This window comes from Desulfosarcina ovata subsp. ovata, assembly GCF_009689005.1.
Classification (GTDB): Bacteria; Desulfobacterota; Desulfobacteria; order Desulfobacterales; family Desulfosarcinaceae; genus Desulfosarcina; species Desulfosarcina ovata.
Genome location: NZ_AP021879.1, coordinates 5,278,720 through 5,298,108 on the forward strand (window position 1 = coordinate 5,278,720; position 19,389 = coordinate 5,298,108).

General features: G+C 53.8%; 14 protein-coding genes and 1 pseudogene. 6 read left to right on the top strand and 9 right to left on the bottom strand.

The genetic code is table 11. The features are described from left to right. Nucleotides 1-67 precede the first annotated feature (67 nt). The 5 genes from GN112_RS23240 to larC all read left to right on the top strand — a co-directional run bounded on the left by GN112_RS23240 (nucleotide 68) and on the right by larC (nucleotide 10,436). The gene (locus GN112_RS23240) at nucleotides 68-2,218 is read left to right on the top strand and encodes an acetate--CoA ligase family protein (RefSeq protein ID WP_155312388.1); all 2,151 of its coding nucleotides are present in this window, start codon (nucleotides 68-70) and stop codon (nucleotides 2,216-2,218) included. Between the two features lie 158 nt (nucleotides 2,219-2,376). Then, complete coding sequence (locus GN112_RS23245; RefSeq protein ID WP_155312389.1) at nucleotides 2,377-4,266, top strand: bifunctional acetyl-CoA hydrolase/transferase family protein/GNAT family N-acetyltransferase; 1,890 nt, start codon at nucleotides 2,377-2,379, stop codon at nucleotides 4,264-4,266. Between the two features lie 369 nt (nucleotides 4,267-4,635). After that, nucleotides 4,636-8,280 carry a pyruvate:ferredoxin (flavodoxin) oxidoreductase gene (gene nifJ / locus GN112_RS23250; protein ID WP_155312390.1) on the top strand — a complete coding sequence of 1,215 codons (3,645 nt, stop codon included), beginning with the start codon at nucleotides 4,636-4,638 and terminating at the stop codon, nucleotides 8,278-8,280. A gap of 91 nt (nucleotides 8,281-8,371) precedes the next feature. Then, complete coding sequence (gene larB / locus GN112_RS23255) at nucleotides 8,372-9,166, top strand: nickel pincer cofactor biosynthesis protein LarB (protein ID WP_155312391.1); 795 nt, start codon at nucleotides 8,372-8,374, stop codon at nucleotides 9,164-9,166. A gap of 70 nt (nucleotides 9,167-9,236) precedes the next feature. Beyond that, on the top strand, nucleotides 9,237-10,436 hold the full coding sequence (gene larC, locus GN112_RS23260) for a nickel pincer cofactor biosynthesis protein LarC (RefSeq protein WP_231717107.1): 1,200 nt from the start codon (nucleotides 9,237-9,239) through the stop codon (nucleotides 10,434-10,436). A 30-nt stretch (nucleotides 10,437-10,466) separates the two neighbouring features. On the opposite strand, the gene GN112_RS23265 is transcribed toward larC, so the two are convergent. The 9 genes from GN112_RS23265 to GN112_RS23305 all read right to left on the bottom strand — a co-directional run bounded on the left by GN112_RS23265 (nucleotide 10,467) and on the right by GN112_RS23305 (nucleotide 17,898). Continuing rightward, on the bottom strand, nucleotides 10,467-10,772 hold the full coding sequence (locus GN112_RS23265) for a hypothetical protein (protein WP_155312392.1): 306 nt from the start codon (nucleotides 10,770-10,772) through the stop codon (nucleotides 10,467-10,469). 19 nt (nucleotides 10,773-10,791) lie between these two features. Beyond that, nucleotides 10,792-11,493 carry a DUF1847 domain-containing protein gene (locus tag GN112_RS23270; RefSeq protein ID WP_155312393.1) on the bottom strand — a complete coding sequence of 234 codons (702 nt, stop codon included), beginning with the start codon at nucleotides 11,491-11,493 and terminating at the stop codon, nucleotides 10,792-10,794. 106 nt (nucleotides 11,494-11,599) lie between these two features. Beyond that, nucleotides 11,600-12,735 (bottom strand): IS3 family transposase gene (locus GN112_RS23275; protein ID WP_231716910.1). Its coding sequence is split into 2 segments (ribosomal slippage): nucleotides 11,600-12,462 and nucleotides 12,462-12,735, totalling 1,137 coding nucleotides; the frame shifts between segments, so codons are not numbered across the junction. 206 nt (nucleotides 12,736-12,941) lie between these two features. After that, nucleotides 12,942-13,640, bottom strand: coding sequence for a DUF4386 domain-containing protein (locus GN112_RS23280; RefSeq protein ID WP_197743383.1), 699 nt, complete (start codon nucleotides 13,638-13,640; stop codon nucleotides 12,942-12,944). Between the two features lie 193 nt (nucleotides 13,641-13,833). After that, nucleotides 13,834-14,214 (bottom strand): cupin domain-containing protein, encoded by a 381-nt coding sequence (locus GN112_RS23285; protein ID WP_155312394.1) that lies wholly within the window; start codon nucleotides 14,212-14,214, stop codon nucleotides 13,834-13,836. Nucleotides 14,215-14,367: 153 nt separating this feature from the next. Beyond that, nucleotides 14,368-14,712, bottom strand: coding sequence for a DUF4405 domain-containing protein (locus GN112_RS23290; protein ID WP_155312395.1), 345 nt, complete (start codon nucleotides 14,710-14,712; stop codon nucleotides 14,368-14,370). Between the two features lie 417 nt (nucleotides 14,713-15,129). Beyond that, nucleotides 15,130-16,524 (bottom strand): IS66 family transposase, encoded by a 1,395-nt coding sequence (gene tnpC / locus GN112_RS23295; protein WP_155308548.1) that lies wholly within the window; start codon nucleotides 16,522-16,524, stop codon nucleotides 15,130-15,132. A 164-nt stretch (nucleotides 16,525-16,688) separates the two neighbouring features. Further along, complete coding sequence (locus tag GN112_RS23300) at nucleotides 16,689-17,330, bottom strand: LysE family translocator (protein ID WP_155312396.1); 642 nt, start codon at nucleotides 17,328-17,330, stop codon at nucleotides 16,689-16,691. 193 nt (nucleotides 17,331-17,523) lie between these two features. Further along, on the bottom strand, nucleotides 17,524-17,898 hold the full coding sequence (locus GN112_RS23305) for a hypothetical protein (RefSeq protein ID WP_155312397.1): 375 nt from the start codon (nucleotides 17,896-17,898) through the stop codon (nucleotides 17,524-17,526). A 728-nt stretch (nucleotides 17,899-18,626) separates the two neighbouring features. On the opposite strand from GN112_RS23305, the pseudogene GN112_RS23310 reads away from it, so the two are divergent. Beyond that, nucleotides 18,627-19,214 (top strand): annotated as a pseudogene (locus GN112_RS23310) (IS1 family transposase); the annotation flags it as partial. Nucleotides 19,215-19,389 lie beyond the last annotated feature (175 nt).

Sequence of the window (19,389 nt, forward strand, 5' to 3'; positions counted from 1 at the left end):
TTGGTTTTGGTCTTAATTTATTTATTTCGGCTGAAACAGCCAATTAGATGAAAGCAGGTATTTTACCATGGAAGGTCTTGATGCACTGTTCAACCCGTCATCCGTGGCGGTGGTCGGCGCCTCCAGCACACCCGGAAAAGTCGGTCATGATATTTTTGTCAATATCCTCAAGGGCGGGTTTACCGGAACCCTTTACCCGGTCAACCCCAAAGCCAAATCCATCTCCAGCGTGCGCGCCTACGCAGACATCCAGGATATCCCGGATCCCATTGAACTGGCAATTATCATTCTTCCCCCGCAACAGGCGGAAACCGCCATCCAGCATGCCATCGACAAAGGCGTCAAGGCGGTGGTCATCGTTTCCGCCGGATTCAAGGAAGTGGGGGGGGAGGGACTTGAGATCGAGCGGCGGATTGTGAGCATGTGCCGTGAAGCCGGTGTGCGCGTGGTCGGTCCCAACTGTCTGGGCGTGATCAATCCCAAGGCCGATGTGCAGCTTAACGCCAGCTTTTCCGCGCGCATGCCCAAGGCTGGCAATATCTCGTTTATATCCCAAAGCGGCGCCTTGTGTACGGCTGTCCTGGATTTTGCCGCGGACAAGGAATTCGGCTTTTCCAAGTTTGTCTCCATCGGCAACAAGGCCGATGTGGATGAACTGGACCTGCTGCGTTATTTCCATGCCGACCCGGAAACCGAAGTGATCATGCTCTATATCGAAGAGCTGCAGCGGGGGCCCGAGTTTATCAAGACGGTAAAGGAGATCACCGGTGGCGACCGGCCCACACCGGTTCTGGCCATCAAATCGGGTCGGACCAGTGCCGGCGCCCAGGCCGCCGCATCCCATACCGGCTCCCTGGCGGGCAGCGAATCGGTGTATGATGCGATATTCATCCAAAGCGGCATCATCCGGGTGGAATCGATCAATGAACTGTTCGATTTCGGGACGGCATTCGCCTATAAAAACGAGAGCGCCCTGGGCAAGATGCGGCGCAAGGTTCCCATGGGCAACCGGGTAGCCATTGTCACCAATGCCGGCGGACCCGGGATTGTGGCCACGGACATGACGATCCACTCCGGCCTGGAACTGGCCAAATTCAGCGAAGAGACGGTCGAGGCCCTGAAGAGCCACCTGCCCCAGACGGCCAACTTCAACAACCCGGTGGACGTGATCGGTGACGCCGCCCAGGACCGTTACGAAAATGCCCTTGCCGCCGTGATCAAAGACGAAGGCGTTGACGGCGCACTGGTGATCCTGACGCCCCAGAGCATGACCAACGCTATCGGCACGGCCGAAGCCATCGTGCGGATTGCAGGGCGTTCCCACAAACCGATCCTGTGCTGTTTCATGGGAATTATCGACGTTTCCGCAGGGGTCAAGTACCTGCAGGAGCACGGCGTGCCGGTGTACCGTTTTCCCGAAAGCGCGGCCAAAACCTTCGGTGCCCTCTATCGTTATTCCCGCTGGCTGAACCGCCAGCAACTCGCCCCGTTTCCGGTCAAGCACGACAAAAAGCGGGCGTCCGAGATTATTGCCAACGCGTTGGACAGCGGTCAGACCTACATCGGCGAGATCGGCGGTACCGAGCTACTCAAGTGTTACGGCTTCAATGTCCTGCCCACCGAGTTGACCACCAGTGCCGAAGCTGCCGGTGAAGCGGCGGAGAAGATGGGCTATCCCGTGGTCATGAAGATCGTCTCCCCCCAGATTATCCACAAATCCGACGCCGGTGGCGTTCTGGTGGGGCCGGACAATAAGGACGCGGTGATGGCCGGATACAATACCATTGTGCAGAACGCCAAAACGTTCAATCCCGATGCCGAGATCACCGGGGTCCTGATCCAGCGCCTGGCCCCCAAGGGCCACGAAGTGATCCTGGGCATGAGCCGCTATCCCATTTTCGGGCCCCTGATCATGTTTGGCATCGGCGGCGTTTTTGTGGAGGTCTTCCAGGATGTGGCTTTCCGCCTGGCCCCCCTGACCCGTAACGGGGCCCGCAACATGGTCCGCAGCATCAAGGGCCATAAATTGCTCAGCGGTTTCCGCGGTGAGCCCAAAACCGACATCGCTACCATCGAACGCATGCTGGTGGGGCTGTCCGACATGGTTATGGATCATCCGGAAATCAAGGAGCTGGACATTAACCCGCTGCTGGTTCATCCGGAGGGCGAGGGGGTTACCGTGGCCGACTGCCGCTTTATCCTCGAAAAGCCGGAGTAGGCATCCGGCGTTGCGGATCATCCACCAAGGCCCCGGTACGTTTTGGCCGGGGCGTTGGTGTGCCCCCTGGCGGGGGACGATGAAAAAGCGCTTTCCCCATAAAGATAAAGCCGCTATTGTAAGAGACTGATAGACCACCCTGGCGAAGGAGACCGCTTATGACACGCTCATTGTACTGGGCCGATGGTTATGTTCAAAAATTACATACCGCCCAGGAGGCCATCGCCATGATCCGCCCGGGGAAGCGGGTGTTTATCGGCAGCGCCACCGGTGAACCCCAGGAGTTGGTGCGGGCGTTATCGGCGGCGACCATGCGGCTTTCCGGGCTGGAGGTGGTTCGGCTGATGAGCCTCGAAACCACCTCGCTTTCCGAAATTGCCGACAAGACCCTCGACCACAGCCTGAACATCCGTACCATCTATTTGGGCTCGGCGGATACCGAGGCCATTGCCCGCTACATGCGGTTTATCACACCGATGAACATGTCGGAGATTCCCGGCCTCTTCCTCACCCGGAAACTGCCGATTCATGTGGCCCTGATCCAGGTCACGCCACCCGATGATTTCGGCTGGATGAGCTTGGGCGTGTCGGTGGATGTCACCCTGGCGGCCGCCCAGAGTGCCGATCTGGTCATCGCCCAGGTGAACCCGCGGATGCCCCGCACCATGGGGCAGAGTTTTATTCACGTCAACAATGTGCATGTGCTGGTGGAGCATGAAGAGCCGCTCCTGACTGCCGAATTGCGCAAACGTTCCGGGGCGGCCGAATGGATCGGCAAGCACATCGCCCGGTTTGTCGAGGACGGGTCGACCCTGCAGATCGGTCTGGATGCCGCCTCCCAGGCCACGGTCAAGGGGCTTGCGGACAAGAACGATCTGGGGTTTCATTCCCAATACATCACCGACGACGTCATGCACCTGTATGCCAAGGGAGTGATCACCAACCGCAAAAAAGGGCTCAACGAGGGCAAGCTGGTAGCCTCGTGTGCCATCGGCAGCGAGAACCTGTACGAGTTTCTGCATGACAACCCGGGGGTGGACTTCCGGCCGTCCGACTATATCAACGATCCTTTCATTATCGGCCAGCACAACCGCATGATCTCCATGAATGTGGCCCATACCATCGATCTGACCGGCCAGGTGGCTGCCGAAGCGTCCAAGCACACCTTCTTTGCCGGTGTTTCCGGCATTCCGGATTTCGTTCGCGGCGCCAAACGTTCCAAGGGGGGCAAGTCGATTCTGATGCTCTATTCCGCGTCCAAGGACGGCAAGCGCAGCCGCATCGTACCGTCACTGGACAGCACCGCAGTGGTGGTGCCCCGTGGCGATGTCCACTATGTGGTGACCGAATACGGAGCGGTCAACCTTTTCGGCAAGAGCCTGCAGGAGCGGGTGCTGGCCCTGATCGGGATCGCCCATCCGGATCACCGGGACTGGCTTTTCAATGCCGCCAAGGAGGCCCGGCTGATTGGCGGCGAACGCCATCTGGGGGAGGCGACCAAGGGGATTTATCCCATCCACCTGGAAGAGACCATCGTGCGCGACGGCGAAGAGATCACCATCCGGCCATCCAAGCCGGTGGACGAGCGCCGTATTCAGGAGCATTACTACAATCTGAACAAAAAGGATGTTCAGCTGCGTTTTTTTCACGACAAAAACAGCTTCGACCGCAGCGACGTGGAGACCCGTTCCCAGATCGACTACATCAAGGATCTTACCCTGGTGGCGATTGTCGGCGAGTTCGGCTTTGGTAAAGTGATCGGCGTCGGCGAATACCTGCTGCTCATCGAAAGCAACATCGCCGAAGTGGCCTTTTCCATATCCACAGCGTACCAGGGGAAAGGGCTGGGCAAACTTTTTCTGCGCAAATTGGCCCGGGCCGCACGGGAAAACGGGATTTCCGGACTGGTGGCCTACACCGCGCCCCAGAACAAGGCCATGGTGGCGCTGTTCAAGACGCTGCCCTACAAAGTGAAAACCACCTTTGACGGAGAGTCCCTGATGCTCAAGTGCCGCTTCGACGAAATGGCCGATCCGGTGGGCGCATAGCTTTCCAAACGATTCTCGCCCATCAGGTTCGCATCATGCGACCATTTATTATCTCCCTTACGCAGAGATTCGACAGTGTCCGCTGAAACGACATTCCGTAACCATCTTCTCCGCGATCCCTATGAATTTTTTCAAATATCAGCTGGTTGGGGGTAATTAACAAGATTCAATTTATGCTTGCCATTTCGGTTTGAATGTGTTTTATAGAGAAATTTTTTATTTGGAGTACAACGGGACCGATGCCTGATGCGATTTCACACCCCCCCTTTTTTTTCCTGATAATACGCACTCGTCGTCCGCGGTAGTGTCCCCACAAGGCCGGATGCTGTCGGATCTCCATTCATTTTTAACCAGTTATAAGGAGCAGTTATGGCAAAAAAGATGAAGACTGTCGACGGTAACACCGCTGCCGCGCATGTGGCCTACGCCATGAGCGAGGTGGCGGCCATTTATCCGATCACCCCATCGTCTCCCATCGGCGAGATCTGCGATGAATGGGCGGCCAATGGGCTTAAGAATATTTTTGGTCAGACGCTGCTGGTCCGTCAGCTGCAGAGCGAGGCCGGTGCGGCGGCCGCCGTCCACGGTTCCCTGGCCGCCGGTGCCCTGACCTCCACCTATACCGCATCCCAGGGGCTTTTGCTGATGATTCCCAACATGTACAAGATGTCCGGTGAACTCTTGCCCGGCGTCCTGCATGTGACTGCCCGGGCCATCGCGGGCCATGCGCTTTCCATTTTCGGTGATCACCAGGATGTCATGGCGGTTCGCCAGACCGGGTTTGCCCTTCTGGCCTCGGCATCGGTGCAGGAGGTGATGGACCTCGGGCTGGTGGCCCACCTGGCCGCCATCGACAGCAGTGTCCCGTTTGTTCATTTTTTCGACGGATTCCGCACGTCCCACGAAATCCAGAAGATCGAAATGATCGATTATGCGGATATGGCCGGGCTGGTCAACATGGAAGCGCTGGAGAATTTCCGCAGCCGCGCGACCAATCCCGAGGCGCCTGAATTGCGCGGTACCGCCCAGAATCCGGATATCTACTTCCAGGGCCGCGAAGCGGTCAACGCCTTTTACGAGGAAGTGCCGGATACCGTCGCCGACTACATGAAAAAGGTGTCGGCGCTGACCGGCCGAAAATACAACCTGTTCGATTACGTGGGCGATCCCAATGCCGACCGGGTGATCATCTCCATGGGCTCGTCCTGCGAAACCATTGAGGAGGTGGTCGACCACCTCAACGCCGGCGGCGAATCCGTGGGGCTGGTCAAGGTGCGCCTGTTCCGTCCCTTCTCGGCCAGACACCTTTTGGCCGCCATTCCGGCCACGGCGTCGCGGATCACCGTGCTCGACCGCACCAAAGAGCCCGGCGCACTGGGCGATCCGCTCTACCAGGATATCTGTACCGCTTTCATGGAGCAGGGCGACATGCCCACCATCATCAACGGCCGATACGGCTTGGGTTCCAAGGAGTTCAACCCCTCCATGGTCAAGGCGGTGTTCGACAACATGAACGGCATGGTACCGAAGAATCATTTCACCGTGGGCATCATCGACGACGTCACCCATACCAGCCTGGAAGTCGAGACCGGATTCGACGTGGCGCCCGAAGGCACGGTCCAGTGCAAGTTCTGGGGCCTCGGGGCCGATGGAACCGTGGGCGCCAACAAAAGCGCCATCAAGATCATCGGCGACAACACCGACATGTACGCTCAGGCCTATTTCGCCTACGATTCCAAGAAATCGGGAGGTGTGACCATTTCCCATTTGCGGTTCGGCAAAACGCCGATCCAGTCCACCTACCTGATCGACAGTGCCGATTATATCGCCTGCCACAACCCATCCTATGTTCAGACCTACGACGTCCTGGAGGGGATCAAGGAGGGCGGCTCCTTCATGCTCAACAGCCCTTGGAGCCTGGAGGAGATGGAAGAGAAACTGCCCGCGTCCATGCGCCGCACCATCGCCCGCAAGAAACTCAAGTTCTACAATATCGATGCCGTCGCCATCGCCGGTGAAGTGGGCTTGGGCGGACGCATCAATATGATCATGCAGACCGCCTTCTTCAAGGCGGCCAATGTGATCCCCGTGGACGATGCCATCGCCTACCTCAAGGACCAGATCAAGAGCATGTTCGGGAAAAAGGGCGACAAGATCGTCAACATGAACAACGCCGCCGTGGACAAGACCCTGGATCATCTGGTGGAAATCCAGGTGCCGGACACCTGGGCCGATGCCGGCCTGGTCGCCGCCGACACGGCCGACGAGCCCGAGTGGGTCACGGATGTGATGCGGCCCATGCTGGCCCAGCAGGGCGACAAGCTGCCGGTGAGCGCGTTTTCGCCGGACGGCATCTTTCCGGTGGGCACCACCCAGTATGAGAAACGCGGGGTGGCCATCAATGTGCCTGAGTGGGTCATGGAAAACTGCATCCAATGCAACCAGTGCGCCATGGTTTGCCCCCATGCGGCCATTCGTCCGGTGCTGGTGACCGACGAGGAACTGTCCGCCGCACCCGAGGGATTCGAGGCCAAGAACGCCCTGGGCAAGGAACTCAAGGCGTACAAATTCCGCGTTCAGGTGTTTACCGAAGACTGCATGGGCTGCGGGAACTGTGCCGATATCTGTCCGGCCAAGAAGCCGGCCCTGGTGATGAAGCCGTTGGGCACGCAGATCGACCGGCAGGTGCCCAATCAGCGGTATGCGTCCAGCCTGCCGGTGCGTGAGGGCCTGGTCTCGCGCAATACGGTCAAGGGCAGCCAGTTCTACCAGCCGCTGCTGGAGTTCTCCGGTGCCTGTGCCGGTTGCGGGGAAACGCCTTACGCCAAATTGCTCACCCAACTGTTCGGCGAGCGCATGGTGATCGGCAACGCCACCGGCTGCACCTCCATTTGGGGCGGCAGCGCACCCTCGATTCCTTACTGCGTCAACGCCGAAGGGCACGGTCCCAGTTGGGGCAACTCCTTGTTCGAGGATCCGGCCGAGTTTACCTACGGCATGTTTCTGGGGGCCCTGCAGCAGCGCCAGCAGCTGGCCGAATGGGTTGCCGAAGCTGTTACGACGGATATCGATGACGAACTCAAAGCGGCCATGGAGGGCTGGCTGGCGAACATGAAGGACGCCGAAGGATCGAAACAATACGGCGACCAGATCCGCGAGATGCTTTTCGCCTATGCCGGCAATCCGCTGCTGGAAAAGATCGACAGTCTGTCGGCCCACTTCACCAAACGATCTTACTGGATCTTTGTGGGTGACGGATCGGCGTATGATATCTCCTTCGGCGGGATCGATCATGTGCTGGCATCCGGCGAGGACATCAACGTGATGGTTTATGATACGGAAGTCTACTCCAACACCGGCGGGCAGAGCTCCAAGGCCACCCCCACCGGCTCCATTGCCAAGTTTGCCGCCTCGGGCAAGAAGACCGCCAAGAAGGACCTGGGCGCCATGGCCATGACCTATGGGTATGTTTACGTGGCCAACGTGGGCATGGGAGCCAACAAGCAGCAGTTGGTCAAGGCCTTCACCGAAGCGGAAGGCTACGACGGTCCGTCGTTGATCATGGCCTATGCGCCGTGCATCAACCACGGCATCAAAAAGGGCATGGGCAAGAGCCAGGAAGAGACCAACCTGGCCGTCAAGAGCGGTTACTGGCCGCTGTACCGCTACAACCCCCTGCTTACGGCCGAGGGCAAGAATCCCTTTGTTCTGGATTCCAAGGAACCGGACGGCAGCCTGCAGGAATTTCTGGCCGGTGAGGTCCGCTATGCGTCCCTGCAGAAGCTTTTCCCGGAAGAGGCCCGGAAGCTGCACACCCGGCTGGAAGCGGAGTTTACCGCCCGTTACGCCAAGCTGAAGGAGATGGCCGAGGCCGAGTACAAACCGGTGGCGGCGACCGGCGAACTGGCCGAACCCGCAGAGGGCGGAGATGCCTGCACCCTGGCCGGAACGGCCGAGCATGCCGGCCGTGAGGGCGCCGATGAGGCGTGCGACGATGGCAGGGCCGGAAACTAATACCGCAATTCGTTTATTCTAAATAGACATTCCAGGGTCGCGTCACCAACCAGGGGGCGCGGCCCTTTTTTCCTGCAGAGGCGGTTGCAGCATGGATAACCAGCAGTTGAAAGCGCTGATTGCCGGCATACAAAACGGCGACGTGAGCCCGGATAACGCGCTGGAGCGCCTGAAAAAACTGCCGTTTGAGGACTTGGGATACGCCAAGGTGGATCACCACCGCTGCCTGCGTAACGGCGTGCCGGAGGTCATCTACTGCCAGGGCAAGACGGTCGAGCAGATTCAGGGGATCGTGGAACGGATGATTCCTCATCACAGCAACATTCTGGCGACACGCGCCGATTCCCGGGTCCATGAGGGTATTCTGGCTCTTACCGACGACTGCCGGTATCACGAGATGGCGCGCATCGTGGTGGTCCGTCCGCAACCGGTGACCCCGGTCGGTCGTATCGCCGTGGTGTGCGCCGGAACCTCGGACATCCCCGTGGCCGAGGAGGCGGCCGTGACCGCGATCACCCTGGGAAACCGGGTTGACCGGCACTACGACGTGGGTGTGGCCGGCATTCACCGGTTGCTGGATTCCTGCGAAGACCTGTTCAAGGCCAACGTGGCCATCGCCATTGCCGGCATGGAGGGTGCCCTGGCCAGCGTGGTGGGCGGATTGGTCTCCTGTCCCGTCATCGGTGTGCCGACCAGTGTGGGCTACGGTGCCAGCTTCGGCGGTCTCGCTGCCCTGCTCAGCATGCTCAACAGTTGCGCATCGGGGGTTTCGGTGGTCAATATCGACAACGGTTTCGGCGCCGCTTACCAGGCCAGCCTGATCAACAAGCTGGCCACGGGCGCCTGCGATGAACGGGGGCGCCGGACAAGGCCGATAAATCCATGAAAAAAACCGATTGCGGTTGCCTGCCGCGAGAGCGGCGCCGATCGGCCATGAAGGATTTTCCAAGGGAACGATGACAATGAAGATGGCCTACTTTGACTGTTTTGCCGGCGCCAGCGGCGATATGATTCTCGGTGCACTCTTGGACGCCGGACTGGATCTATCTGTTTTGAGAAGCGAATTGAACACGCTGGGGCTTTCCTACTGGACCCTGGATCGGCAGGATGTTGTCAAAGGCGGCATTGGCGGCAGCCAGGCCATGGTGCGCGTGGACGATGGGCATCATCACCACCGCCATCTTTCCGATATCACCGCCATTATCGAAAAAAGCGGGCTGGATCCAGCGGTCAAGCGCGACAGTGTCCGGATCTTCAATCGCCTGGCCCAGGCCGAGGCCAAGGTGCACAACACCACCGTAGATCAGATCCATTTCCACGAAGTGGGGGCCATGGACGCCATCCTCGATGTGGTCGGCGGCGTGGCCGGCATCCACGCCCTGGGCATCGAACGCATCGTCTGCTCACCCCTTAATGTGGGCAGCGGCACCATCGACTGCGCCCACGGTACCCTGCCGGTGCCCGCGCCGGCCACGGCCGAGTTAGTTCGCGGCTGTCCGATCTATTCCAGCGGCGTTGACGGGGAACTGCTGACCCCCACCGGGGCGGCCATCCTGACGACCCTGGCCGACGACTTCGGCCCCATGCCGTCCATGACCGTGGATTGCATCGGCTTTGGTGCCGGCAGTGCCGATCGCGCCATCGCCAACATGCTGCGGGTGTTCATCGGTTCGGCCGCCGAGCACGGGAAGGCATTTGCCATGGAACAGACGGCCACCGTCGAAACGACCATCGACGACATGAATCCTCAGATTTACGAGCATCTCATGGAACGGGTACTTTCCCTTGGGGTGCTGGATATTTTCATGCAGCCGGTGCAGATGAAGAAGAACCGCAACGGCACCCTGGTGACGATTCTCTGCCGTCCGGAAAGGGTAACCGCCGTGGCCGACATACTCTTCCGCGAGACCACCACCATCGGTCTGCGTTGGCGGCTGGACAACCGGTTTACCCTGCAGCGCGAATTCATCACCGTAAAGACCCGCTTCGGCCCGATCCGCTGCAAAGCGGCGATTCTGGGCGACGAACGGATCAATCTGACCCCCGAGTATGACGATTGCAGGCGGGTGGCTTTGGCGCACAACGTTCCACTGAAAGCCGTCCTGGAAGAGGCCGGTTGCCAGGCCCTGGCCATGGCATCACGGCAGGCGCGATGACGGCCGCCCTCGATTGCCGGTTCCTGTTCCTTATTCCATGTGGGCCTTCGCCATTTGAAGGGCCTCTTCCTTGTCCCTGGTGATCAGCCGCCACTTTCCTTCCGATGAGTGAATACCGGCCTTTTTGTTCTGCCCCTTGCACACGTACCAGCGCCCGAAACGTTCAATTTTGGAGAAGGGGTGGTTTTTATTGCAAAGCACCCCGCATGGATTGTGCTCCTCGAAGAAAACGGTTTCATCCGGGTCCCGGTCGTACGCCAGGTCTTTGGGCAGTTCGATTTGGGAGACATCCACGCCCTCTTTTTCTTTTTGATTCAGCCATTCCGAAATTCTCATGGAAGACTTTGCTCCTATGTCAAGGGGTTGTCCGGGTTTGAAACCTTTTGAGGCTTCGGTAATAGCTATCGAGGTTGTAAACGGCAGCCAGGGGATTGTGGCCCAACACCCGGTCCTTGACAGCGAGCACCGTGCAGGGCGCTTGGGCATACTTGAAAAAAAGCGAATCATGTCCCACGCACAGTCCCAGGAGAACATTGAATTCGGTTTCGGCCTTGTTTAAAACCATGGCCTGCAAAATCGGATTGCACATGCTTTCCGGTTCGCTTGCATCGATCTGCTGGGCCCGGTCCAGTCCCAGCCGTTCTTTGGGTATCCGTCCCGCCTTGCAGACCACTGAAACCATGTCAAAGCCAACGGAGGAAAAAAGTTTGCCCACAATTTTGGCCTCCTGGCGCAGGCCAAGGCAAAAAGCCAGACCCAGACGGTGGTAGTTCATTTTTGTGGCGAACTCCATGATCTCCTCGATCCGGGTTTTGGCGCCCCTGACGTTTTCATAACCCAGTTCCCGGTTCCGATATCCCTCTCCCTCTTGGATTGAAGCCTGTTGGGCAAATTCCAAAATACCGGGTGAATGATCGTACTCCTCGAGACTCTGCTCGACCAGATCCGACATGTGGCGGGTGGGGCAAAAATCCGGGGATTTGCCGTCTGGTGTCCGGCACAGTCGCTCTGAGATTTTGTAAGGGCAGCGGGCGCAATCGGGAGTTTTTGCTTGCATCGAGTTATCCTTTCCCATTGATGGTGTGAGGTGGACCCCAAAGGTTGGGCAGCCGGACGGAGTGAATAAGCTATAAGCAAAAATAAAAATGAAAAGTGTGACAGCGTCATGCCGCCTCAGCAAATGGACGAGGTAATCCGAAGTAAACCTCATCCGGGGTCTTGTCGTCAAGAGAAGAATGGCCTCTGACGAGATTATAGTATTGAATCCACTTGGCCAGCCCCAACCGGAGGGACTTGCCATCCTCGAATGAATGGAGATAAATGAACTGGTGCTTAAGGGTCCACCATAGCCGCTCCACAAAGATGTTGTCATGGCAGCGGCCCCGGCCATCCATGCTGATGGCCACCTGGTTGTCTTTGAGTACCTGTGTAAATGCATTGCTGGTGAACTGGGCGCCTTGGTCCGAGTTGAAGATTTCGGGCGCCTCAAGACGGCTCAGCGCCTCTTCCAGGGCATTGATACAGAAGTCTGTATCCAACGTATTGGAAAGCCGCCAGGATAGAATTTTGCGGCTGTACCAGTCCATGATCGCCACAAGATACATGTATCCATGTTCCATGGGAATGAAGGTTATATCGGTTGCCCACACTTGGTTCGGACGGTCGATGGTCAGCCCCCGGAGCAAGTAGGGATAGACACGGTGCCGGGAATGAGGCCGACTGGTTTTGGGTTTTGGATATACCGCCTCAATTCCCATTAGCCGCATTAGGCGTTGTGTTTTTTTCCGGCTGACGATGATACCCTGGCGCTTTAGTTGACGACGGATCGTTCGACTTCCGGAGGATGGATTTTCAAGGTATAATTCGTCGATTTTCCGCATCAAGTCCAGGTCTTCTTGTTTTACAGGCTTGGGCCGGTAATAGTAGGATGATCGGCTAACTTTCAATATCTCGCATTGCCGGCAAATGCTCAGCGTCTGATCCGTCGGGTCAATTATTGCCTTGCGTTGTTTTGACGTCATCTGCTGAGCTTTCGCGATAAAAAATCGTTTTCCACTTTCAGTTGGCCGATCTGCCTGTAAAGCTCGTCTGTTTGATCTTCTGCCTGCTTTCTGGATTTGTGGTTTTTGTCGAAAATGTCGGCGACACCTTCTAACATCTGCCGTTTCCAACTAGATACCATGGTCGGGTGGATTCCGAACCGACTGGCCAGCTGTGCGGTAGTTTCATCGTTTTGAATAGCCGCCAGAGCGACCTTTGCTTTGAACTGTGGACTGTGTGTCTTGCGTTTGTTACCCATTGTCAGATCCTCCTGATTTTGGTCTGACTTATAGCTTAGCACACTGTCCAGTTTTTGGGGTCCACCGCAGGTGTATGGCCGTCGATAAAAAACCTGATTTGTCTCAACCTTCTTTGCCTTTTTCTGTAGCCTTGCTTAGGTCGGCTACGCCAAGCGTCAGTATTGTAATTCTTGAAATTTTCATTGTTTCCTTTGCCTTTCGGATATCAAGGGCGATTTCGTACCCCTTTTATCAAAAGCCATAAACAAAATGAAGATTCAGTGATAAACGGTACCACATAAGCGGGTTCAATGCGTGATGCATATTCCGGAACAAGAAAACGCGCGAAACTTCCCGCCAGGTAGACCGTTGCTGCGGCGATCAGCCCCCATCCGAAAATGCCGGGAAAGTACTTTGATCGGACAATCAGGTGTCCGAGAATAAGGCTTGAAAGGCCAAAGAAAATCAGCCCGATATCATAACCATGGCGGTGCATATCAAGAAACAGCATCACTAACGCATGCAACTGATCGGTTTCGAAGGCAGCAGTGCTTCCAGAATCGTTCAATAGAAGCAGCGCAGCGTAATAATTCAGCAAATTAATTCCAAGTACAGCGGCCTGCGTCATCCGGAAAGCCGCGGCTGCAAGGGACAGCAGTCGACTGACCGGTTTGAGCAGTACATAAAAAAGCACTGCAATAGCGACGTCACTCAATAGCATGATTGCGTCAGCTGCAAAGCCGATGCGGAACATCCATTCCGACGCCAAGATATTGGTGACGGTAGCGGCGGCATCGCCCGTTACAATCAGACTGCCGCGAACAAAGACTTCGCTGAAGATACCGAATACAATGATGATAAGATAGAGAAGACCAGCAATTCTTGCATGAACCAGTGGGGATGGGTGTGTGGGATGGGCCGTCAATTCAATGGCTTCCTTTATTGAAACTTCAATATATAGGATTTAAGAAAATGTTTTTGGCAAGGCCAGAGGGAGGAAGATGTATAATAATACCGCGATGACCGATAACGCAGCCCAAAAACATTTTCTTGAAGTCTATAACCGCTCCAAATCACATGACCCGCGCAGTTTTCGGGGCCAGTATGAAGCCGGGTGGTTATGCATCACCTGTTGCTACAATACCTGCTTTTTCAATCATTAGAACGACTGTCTTTTCAGGTGCTCTGGTTTTATGTACCACACCCTTGGGCACAACGTACCCTTGATGCTGTTTCAATGTGACAGTTTCACTGTCTTCAATGTCGATGAAGAGTTCTCCATTTAATGTGAAGAAAAACTCATCTTCAACATCGTGCTTATGCCAATGATACTCTCCTTTTAGAATTCCAAGCCGTACCACAGACTCGTTTACTTGGCACAATGTTTGATTATACCATTCATCGGTGCATTGTCTGACTAATTCTGGAATATTTACAAGCTGCAACGAATCGTAAAGAATGTTCATATGATTTACGTAAGGGGATTTTTTTTCACTCATTTTGACCTCTAAGAGCCTGTTTGAGAAGTCTGGATCAGGCCCGATAACAAGGCGGAAAGTGGCTCAAAAGCGGAGCATATATGTAATATGTGAGCATTTTTAGACACTTTCCAACGCCGTTAGCGGGATTTAGACGGATTTATCAAACGGGCTCTAAAATTTTTTTATAATATAGGCGATTGCCAACACCAAAATCCAAGCTCCCGAGATACACATCAACATATTTTTCCAATTATCGCCAAAATATTTTTTCGAAGATTGAACGATCCAAGTCCAGCTGAACCAGATATGCAAAACCAAAAGCAACAACAACAAAATGGAAAGATAAAGATGAATGTCTCCCCAATCATGTCTATGCAGTCCAAGTAAGTATTTTGAGCCCCAACCTGTCCTTCCCTCAGGAATAACGAAGGCAAGCAGTAATCCAACCACGGATATCGAACAAATATCTACGAACAACATTGTATCAATCAAATATTTGATAAAAATTTTTTTCATTTCCGCAAGCTCCTTTATTGCCTGATTAAATCATAAGACAGCAAAATGCTATAAAAGCGCACAACACCAAATCCAAATCCAAATCCAAATCGGATTTGTCTTTTGGAGCAATCTTGAATAAAGCGCCATAGAGGCCGCAATCAGGATGGATGCGCAGAATTTTCATTCGTATTCAAGGCGGGCTTTTTTACGCATAGTGGGGCTATAGCATTCAAGATAATGTTTTTGGGCTGCGTTATCGGTCGTCGCAGTATGACAATACGGCTTCCTCCCTCTGGCCTTGCCAAAAATATTATCTTAAATGCTATATGTGTGGAAAAGCCCAACGCAGAAGACGGATGAAAAGACAAGCCGGCGGGTATATTCTTTGACAGAAATCGCCGTAAACGGTCACGGGGCTATTAGCTGAAGAGAGGCTTAGATCCAACTCACATCAACAGAGATGCCTGCAAAGTAACATTCCAGGCATTCGACCAGAAACGGGAATGTGGCTTTATCTCTCAGTCGGCAGGTTTCTTTTACAGACAAGATTCGTTCGACCCAGCGGTTGCCTTTGTCGCTTTGCGTTCCCAGACTACATTTGCGCCATAGCACGCCAAAGCGCAGAGAGCGTTCGGCACGGTTGTTGGTGGGTTCGACGCCATCATGTTCGAGAAAGGTCCACAATGCGTCAATTTCTCGTATTATTTGCCTGGCCAGGCGTCCGGCATCATCGGTGTCGTCTTCAAAAAGGCTGAGGATGAGCAACAAGGAGTTATAAAAACGCTCCCATTTTAAAGGTGGCGGTTTGTTTTTTGAAAATTCGATCAGGGTATTCAAATGTGCCAAAATTAACTTGCCGCCTCGCCTTTCGTTGAGTTTTCTACTCTCGATTAACGCCTTGGCCTTTCGGATCAAATGGGCCAGGCAGGTTTGCCGGCCATGGACCCATTTGCAATAAAGGCCATAACCGTCGCTGATCAAGATGCCTTTCCAGTCGGCGATCAGTTCGAGAAAGGCCTGTTTGGATCTTTTCGGATCGATGCGGAAAAAGGCCACCATCGTATTGACCATTACCCAGAGCCATTGCAGATTGTGTTTTTCAAACCAGCTGGTTTCATCGATGAAGTTGCACTCACTGCTGCGGGCCACCTGGCCGATACGCTCATAGGTGGAGGCAATGGCCTCGGAAGCGCGGTCGATAACCTTTTGGATCGTGCCGGTGGCGATTTTGATATCAAACACGGAGTGGACCAGTTGCTGCACATTTCTCCGACTCATGGCCTTGATGCCACTCAGTTCGGCGATAAACGCACAAAACCGCGGGCCGTAGCCGGTGCTAAACGCCTCCGGAACCTGTGCTTTGACAATCTTGCCGCACCGAGGGCATTGACCTTGGTGCAGAACAAAATGGGTGATGTCCATCTCGATTTCAGGCAATTCGATATGTTGGTGAGTATGAAAGGGTCGCAGATTATCCCAATCTGATGAATGGAGACCGCAACCGCAGCACTTGGGCATCACATTTTGAGTATTGTTGGGCGTTAGCAGCATTTGCCCATGCCCCGGGTGTCCTTTTTGTCCGCCCGGTTTGCGCTCGCCTTTGGGCTTTTCGCGTTTGGGTTTGTTATAGGGCGGATCGGATGAGGGCGGTTTGCTGGAGTTGGTCGAGTTTTGGCGTTTTTGCTTTTCAAGCTTCTCGTTGTTTTTCTCCAGCTTGTCGTTTTGAGTTTTAATCGCCCGCAGCTCATCTTCCAGAGAAACGATGTACTGGCGTACCGGTTCAGCAGTAGCTTGCCAATCGGCATCTGAAATGGGTCTATCGGACTTCATGAAAAGCACGATAGCATACCAGAAATGGAAAGTCTAGATATTTTTAATTATTTCAACAAGTTATTGATTTTGTATGGGAATGTTGAAATTACGAGAGGTTAGCGGAGCGAAAAAAGTGCGCCGGATTGAGCGCCCAATATACCCCGTGAACGCTTACAAATCGCCTAAGCATTGGTATTTTCTGTTAAGGCCAGACGGATCCCCAGAGCGACAAGAATAGAACCTGAAGCCCGTTCAAGCCAGAGAGAACAACAACGATTCTTACGGAAAAAGGAGGTTGTTCGGGATGCTGTAACAACGAAGAAAAATTCAATCGGAACAGCCACCAGAATGACAAGAAATCCCAAAACTGCAATCTGGGCGGAATAATGCCCCAATTCAGGACGGATGAACTGGGGCAAAAAGGCCATGAAAAAAATTGCGACCTTCGGATTGAGGATATCCACAAGCATTCCCTGTCTGAATGCCTTCCAAAGAGTTGTTTTCTCACCTGTATCTTGATGCATATCAAAAGTCTCACCCTCGGAAATCAGGCTTCGGACTCCGAGATATATCAGATATGCCGCACCCATATACTTTACAATGCCGAATGCGGTTGCGGAAGCGGCAAGAACCGCAGACAGACCGAGTGCTGCTGCTGCCACATGCACCAATGCCCCTGACCAGATACCGAAAGATGAAGCAATGCCTACTTTCCGACCCTGTGATATCGTTCTGGAAACAATGTAAATAACGTCCGGACCGGGCGATATGTTAATCACGAAAACTGTTGTAAAGAATACCAGCCAATAAGATGTTGATTCCATGTTATTCGTCTCTTTTCTCTGTGTCTGGTGAGAATGCCGGCAGACATACGGCTATAGATTCCGTTCCCTCTGGTGAAGGAGTGCTGTATTGTATAGCATTCAAGATAATGTTTTTGGGCTGCGTTATCGATCGTCGCAGTATTACAATACGGCTTCTTCCCTCTGGCCTTATCAACACCTTTAAAAACGGAAACTATCGAATCGGCCGGGATCTGATCGTACCAGTCACGATGTCCGGTTTTTTACTGCCAAAGCCGCTGCCGCCGCCTTTATCAGAAACGTTCAGATTGTAGGCGATGGACACGGCATCGAAATCGGAGTGCGTGGCAAAGGACCTTGCAAAGCGAATTTCGTTTTCCAGAGATCCCCTTATCAGAGATACCGAAGCGGTCTCTACGATGGCCCCATCTTTAATCAGCAGCAAGGTAAAAACGCCATTTCTATAGTATTGCCAGGTGAGCGATCCATGATAGGTGGCCGTGGCGTCGATGGTAAAATTGTTGGGCCTGTTTGGCTTGGCAATTTGGTACTCGATGGTAAAGTTGTTGTCTTCAAAATTACATGCCATCGGTAGGCGGCCAATGGCACAGACCAAGGGGGTGTACGGCGTTATCGAACGTCCCATATACGGCGATCGACATGATAACACATAACAGAACACCAATAGACCAATTACGATGCAAGTGCATAATCGACGCATCATCGCTCCTCTTTCAAAAAACGGACATGTTGGGCTGAGGCGGCTCCAGGGACTCGGCGAACGATTGATTTTTCCGCCAGCCTAATCAGCCGCGCGTTTTTGCGTCGGCTGAATTAGCATGGTGTGTGCCGGGCACGGCACGTATTCTTAAAGGTGTGATGAGCATAGCCTTTTCTGTGGTGCACATCAAGTCCCAAACCCAGCCCGATGGAGGCGAAGGGTATAGCGGTAAGGCGTGCTCACTCTGAAAGCCCGGCGGAATCATAACTCACCGCCGGTTCCGTTAGTGCCAGCCGAACCGCTTTGGTACGCGATCCGTATGCCGGGTGGTGTGGTACGGTGATGTTCTACTTTCAGACCACCCAGGGTAATCGCATGTAAACCAAATATAGGGAACCGTTGTCGCAGGCAAGGTCAGTTCTTACAGCAAAAGCAGTGAATTGACTAAGTTACAGGACGCTGTAGGAGCGGTCCATGACCGCGAAAAAAGAAATCAAGCTACATGCGATTGCCCTGTCAGACCACCGTTAATGTCTTGCAGAACATGATCGTAAATGATAAAAGGATCCCGATCCTAATCATCTCCAGTTCTATTTCTTGTTGACAAATTACTTTTAGAAAAGCTCCCAATTGCTGGAATATCAAGGGTTACTGGAATATCAGAGCCATGATTACAGCGGTACATAAACAACAAATATGAAGAAATAAGCAAAGTAATTGATATCCAAAAAAAAAGAGGACCGTTAACGATTCAGTGTGACGAAATGTGGTCTTTTATCCAAAACAAAAAGAATAAGCAATGGCTCTGGTTTGCTTTGGATGTAGACTCCAGAGAAATCGTCGGTGCATATATTGGCAGCCGTGATCGTTCCGGTGCAAAGGGATTGTGGGATTCCTTACCACCAGTCTATAGACAATGTGCCGTCACCTTTACGGATTTCTGGAGAGCCTATGATGATATATTCCCTTTTAATAGGCATCACTCTGTTGGGAAAGACAGCGGCAAAACCAGTTACATTGAAAGATTTAACCTTACTGTCAGGCAGCGTATTTCTCGGCTTGTAAGGAAAACCCTCTCTTTTTCAAAGAAATTTGAAAATCATGTTGGAGCTGTCTGGAATTTCATTCATCATTATAACGCCGAAATAGCTCCTAAAATAGTCAATGCGGCCACTACATCTTAGGCACTACCCTTAAATTCCCCATTATGTCAATTATAGCCAATTATATATTAACGCATTCATGCGCTGCCCCAAACACGGATGATAAAATGTTGATATAAAGTTATCTGATTGGAATTACGATGATATATCGTTATCCGGATCGGCACCCGGAAGGTGCATCTCGCGTTAAAATGTG

Excerpts from the sequence above, each read along its gene's own strand:
- GN112_RS23300 (WP_155312396.1), bottom strand. The coding sequence starts at position 17,330 with ATGGAATCAACATCTTATTGGCTGGTATTCTTTACAACAGTTTTCGTG.
- GN112_RS23245 (WP_155312389.1), top strand. The coding sequence starts at position 2,377 with ATGACACGCTCATTGTACTGGGCCGATGGTTATGTTCAAAAATTACAT.
- GN112_RS23265 (WP_155312392.1), bottom strand. The coding sequence starts at position 10,772 with ATGAGAATTTCGGAATGGCTGAATCAAAAAGAAAAAGAGGGCGTGGAT.
- GN112_RS23285 (WP_155312394.1), bottom strand. The coding sequence starts at position 14,214 with ATGAGTGAAAAAAAATCCCCTTACGTAAATCATATGAACATTCTTTAC.
- larB (WP_155312391.1), top strand. The coding sequence starts at position 8,372 with ATGGATAACCAGCAGTTGAAAGCGCTGATTGCCGGCATACAAAACGGC.
- GN112_RS23290 (WP_155312395.1), bottom strand. The coding sequence starts at position 14,712 with ATGAAAAAAATTTTTATCAAATATTTGATTGATACAATGTTGTTCGTA.
- GN112_RS23270 (WP_155312393.1), bottom strand. The coding sequence starts at position 11,493 with ATGCAAGCAAAAACTCCCGATTGCGCCCGCTGCCCTTACAAAATCTCA.
- nifJ (WP_155312390.1), top strand. The coding sequence starts at position 4,636 with ATGGCAAAAAAGATGAAGACTGTCGACGGTAACACCGCTGCCGCGCAT.
- GN112_RS23240 (WP_155312388.1), top strand. The coding sequence starts at position 68 with ATGGAAGGTCTTGATGCACTGTTCAACCCGTCATCCGTGGCGGTGGTC.
- larC (WP_231717107.1), top strand. The coding sequence starts at position 9,237 with ATGACAATGAAGATGGCCTACTTTGACTGTTTTGCCGGCGCCAGCGGC.
- tnpC (WP_155308548.1), bottom strand. The coding sequence starts at position 16,524 with ATGAAGTCCGATAGACCCATTTCAGATGCCGATTGGCAAGCTACTGCT.
- GN112_RS23305 (WP_155312397.1), bottom strand. The coding sequence starts at position 17,898 with ATGGCATGTAATTTTGAAGACAACAACTTTACCATCGAGTACCAAATT.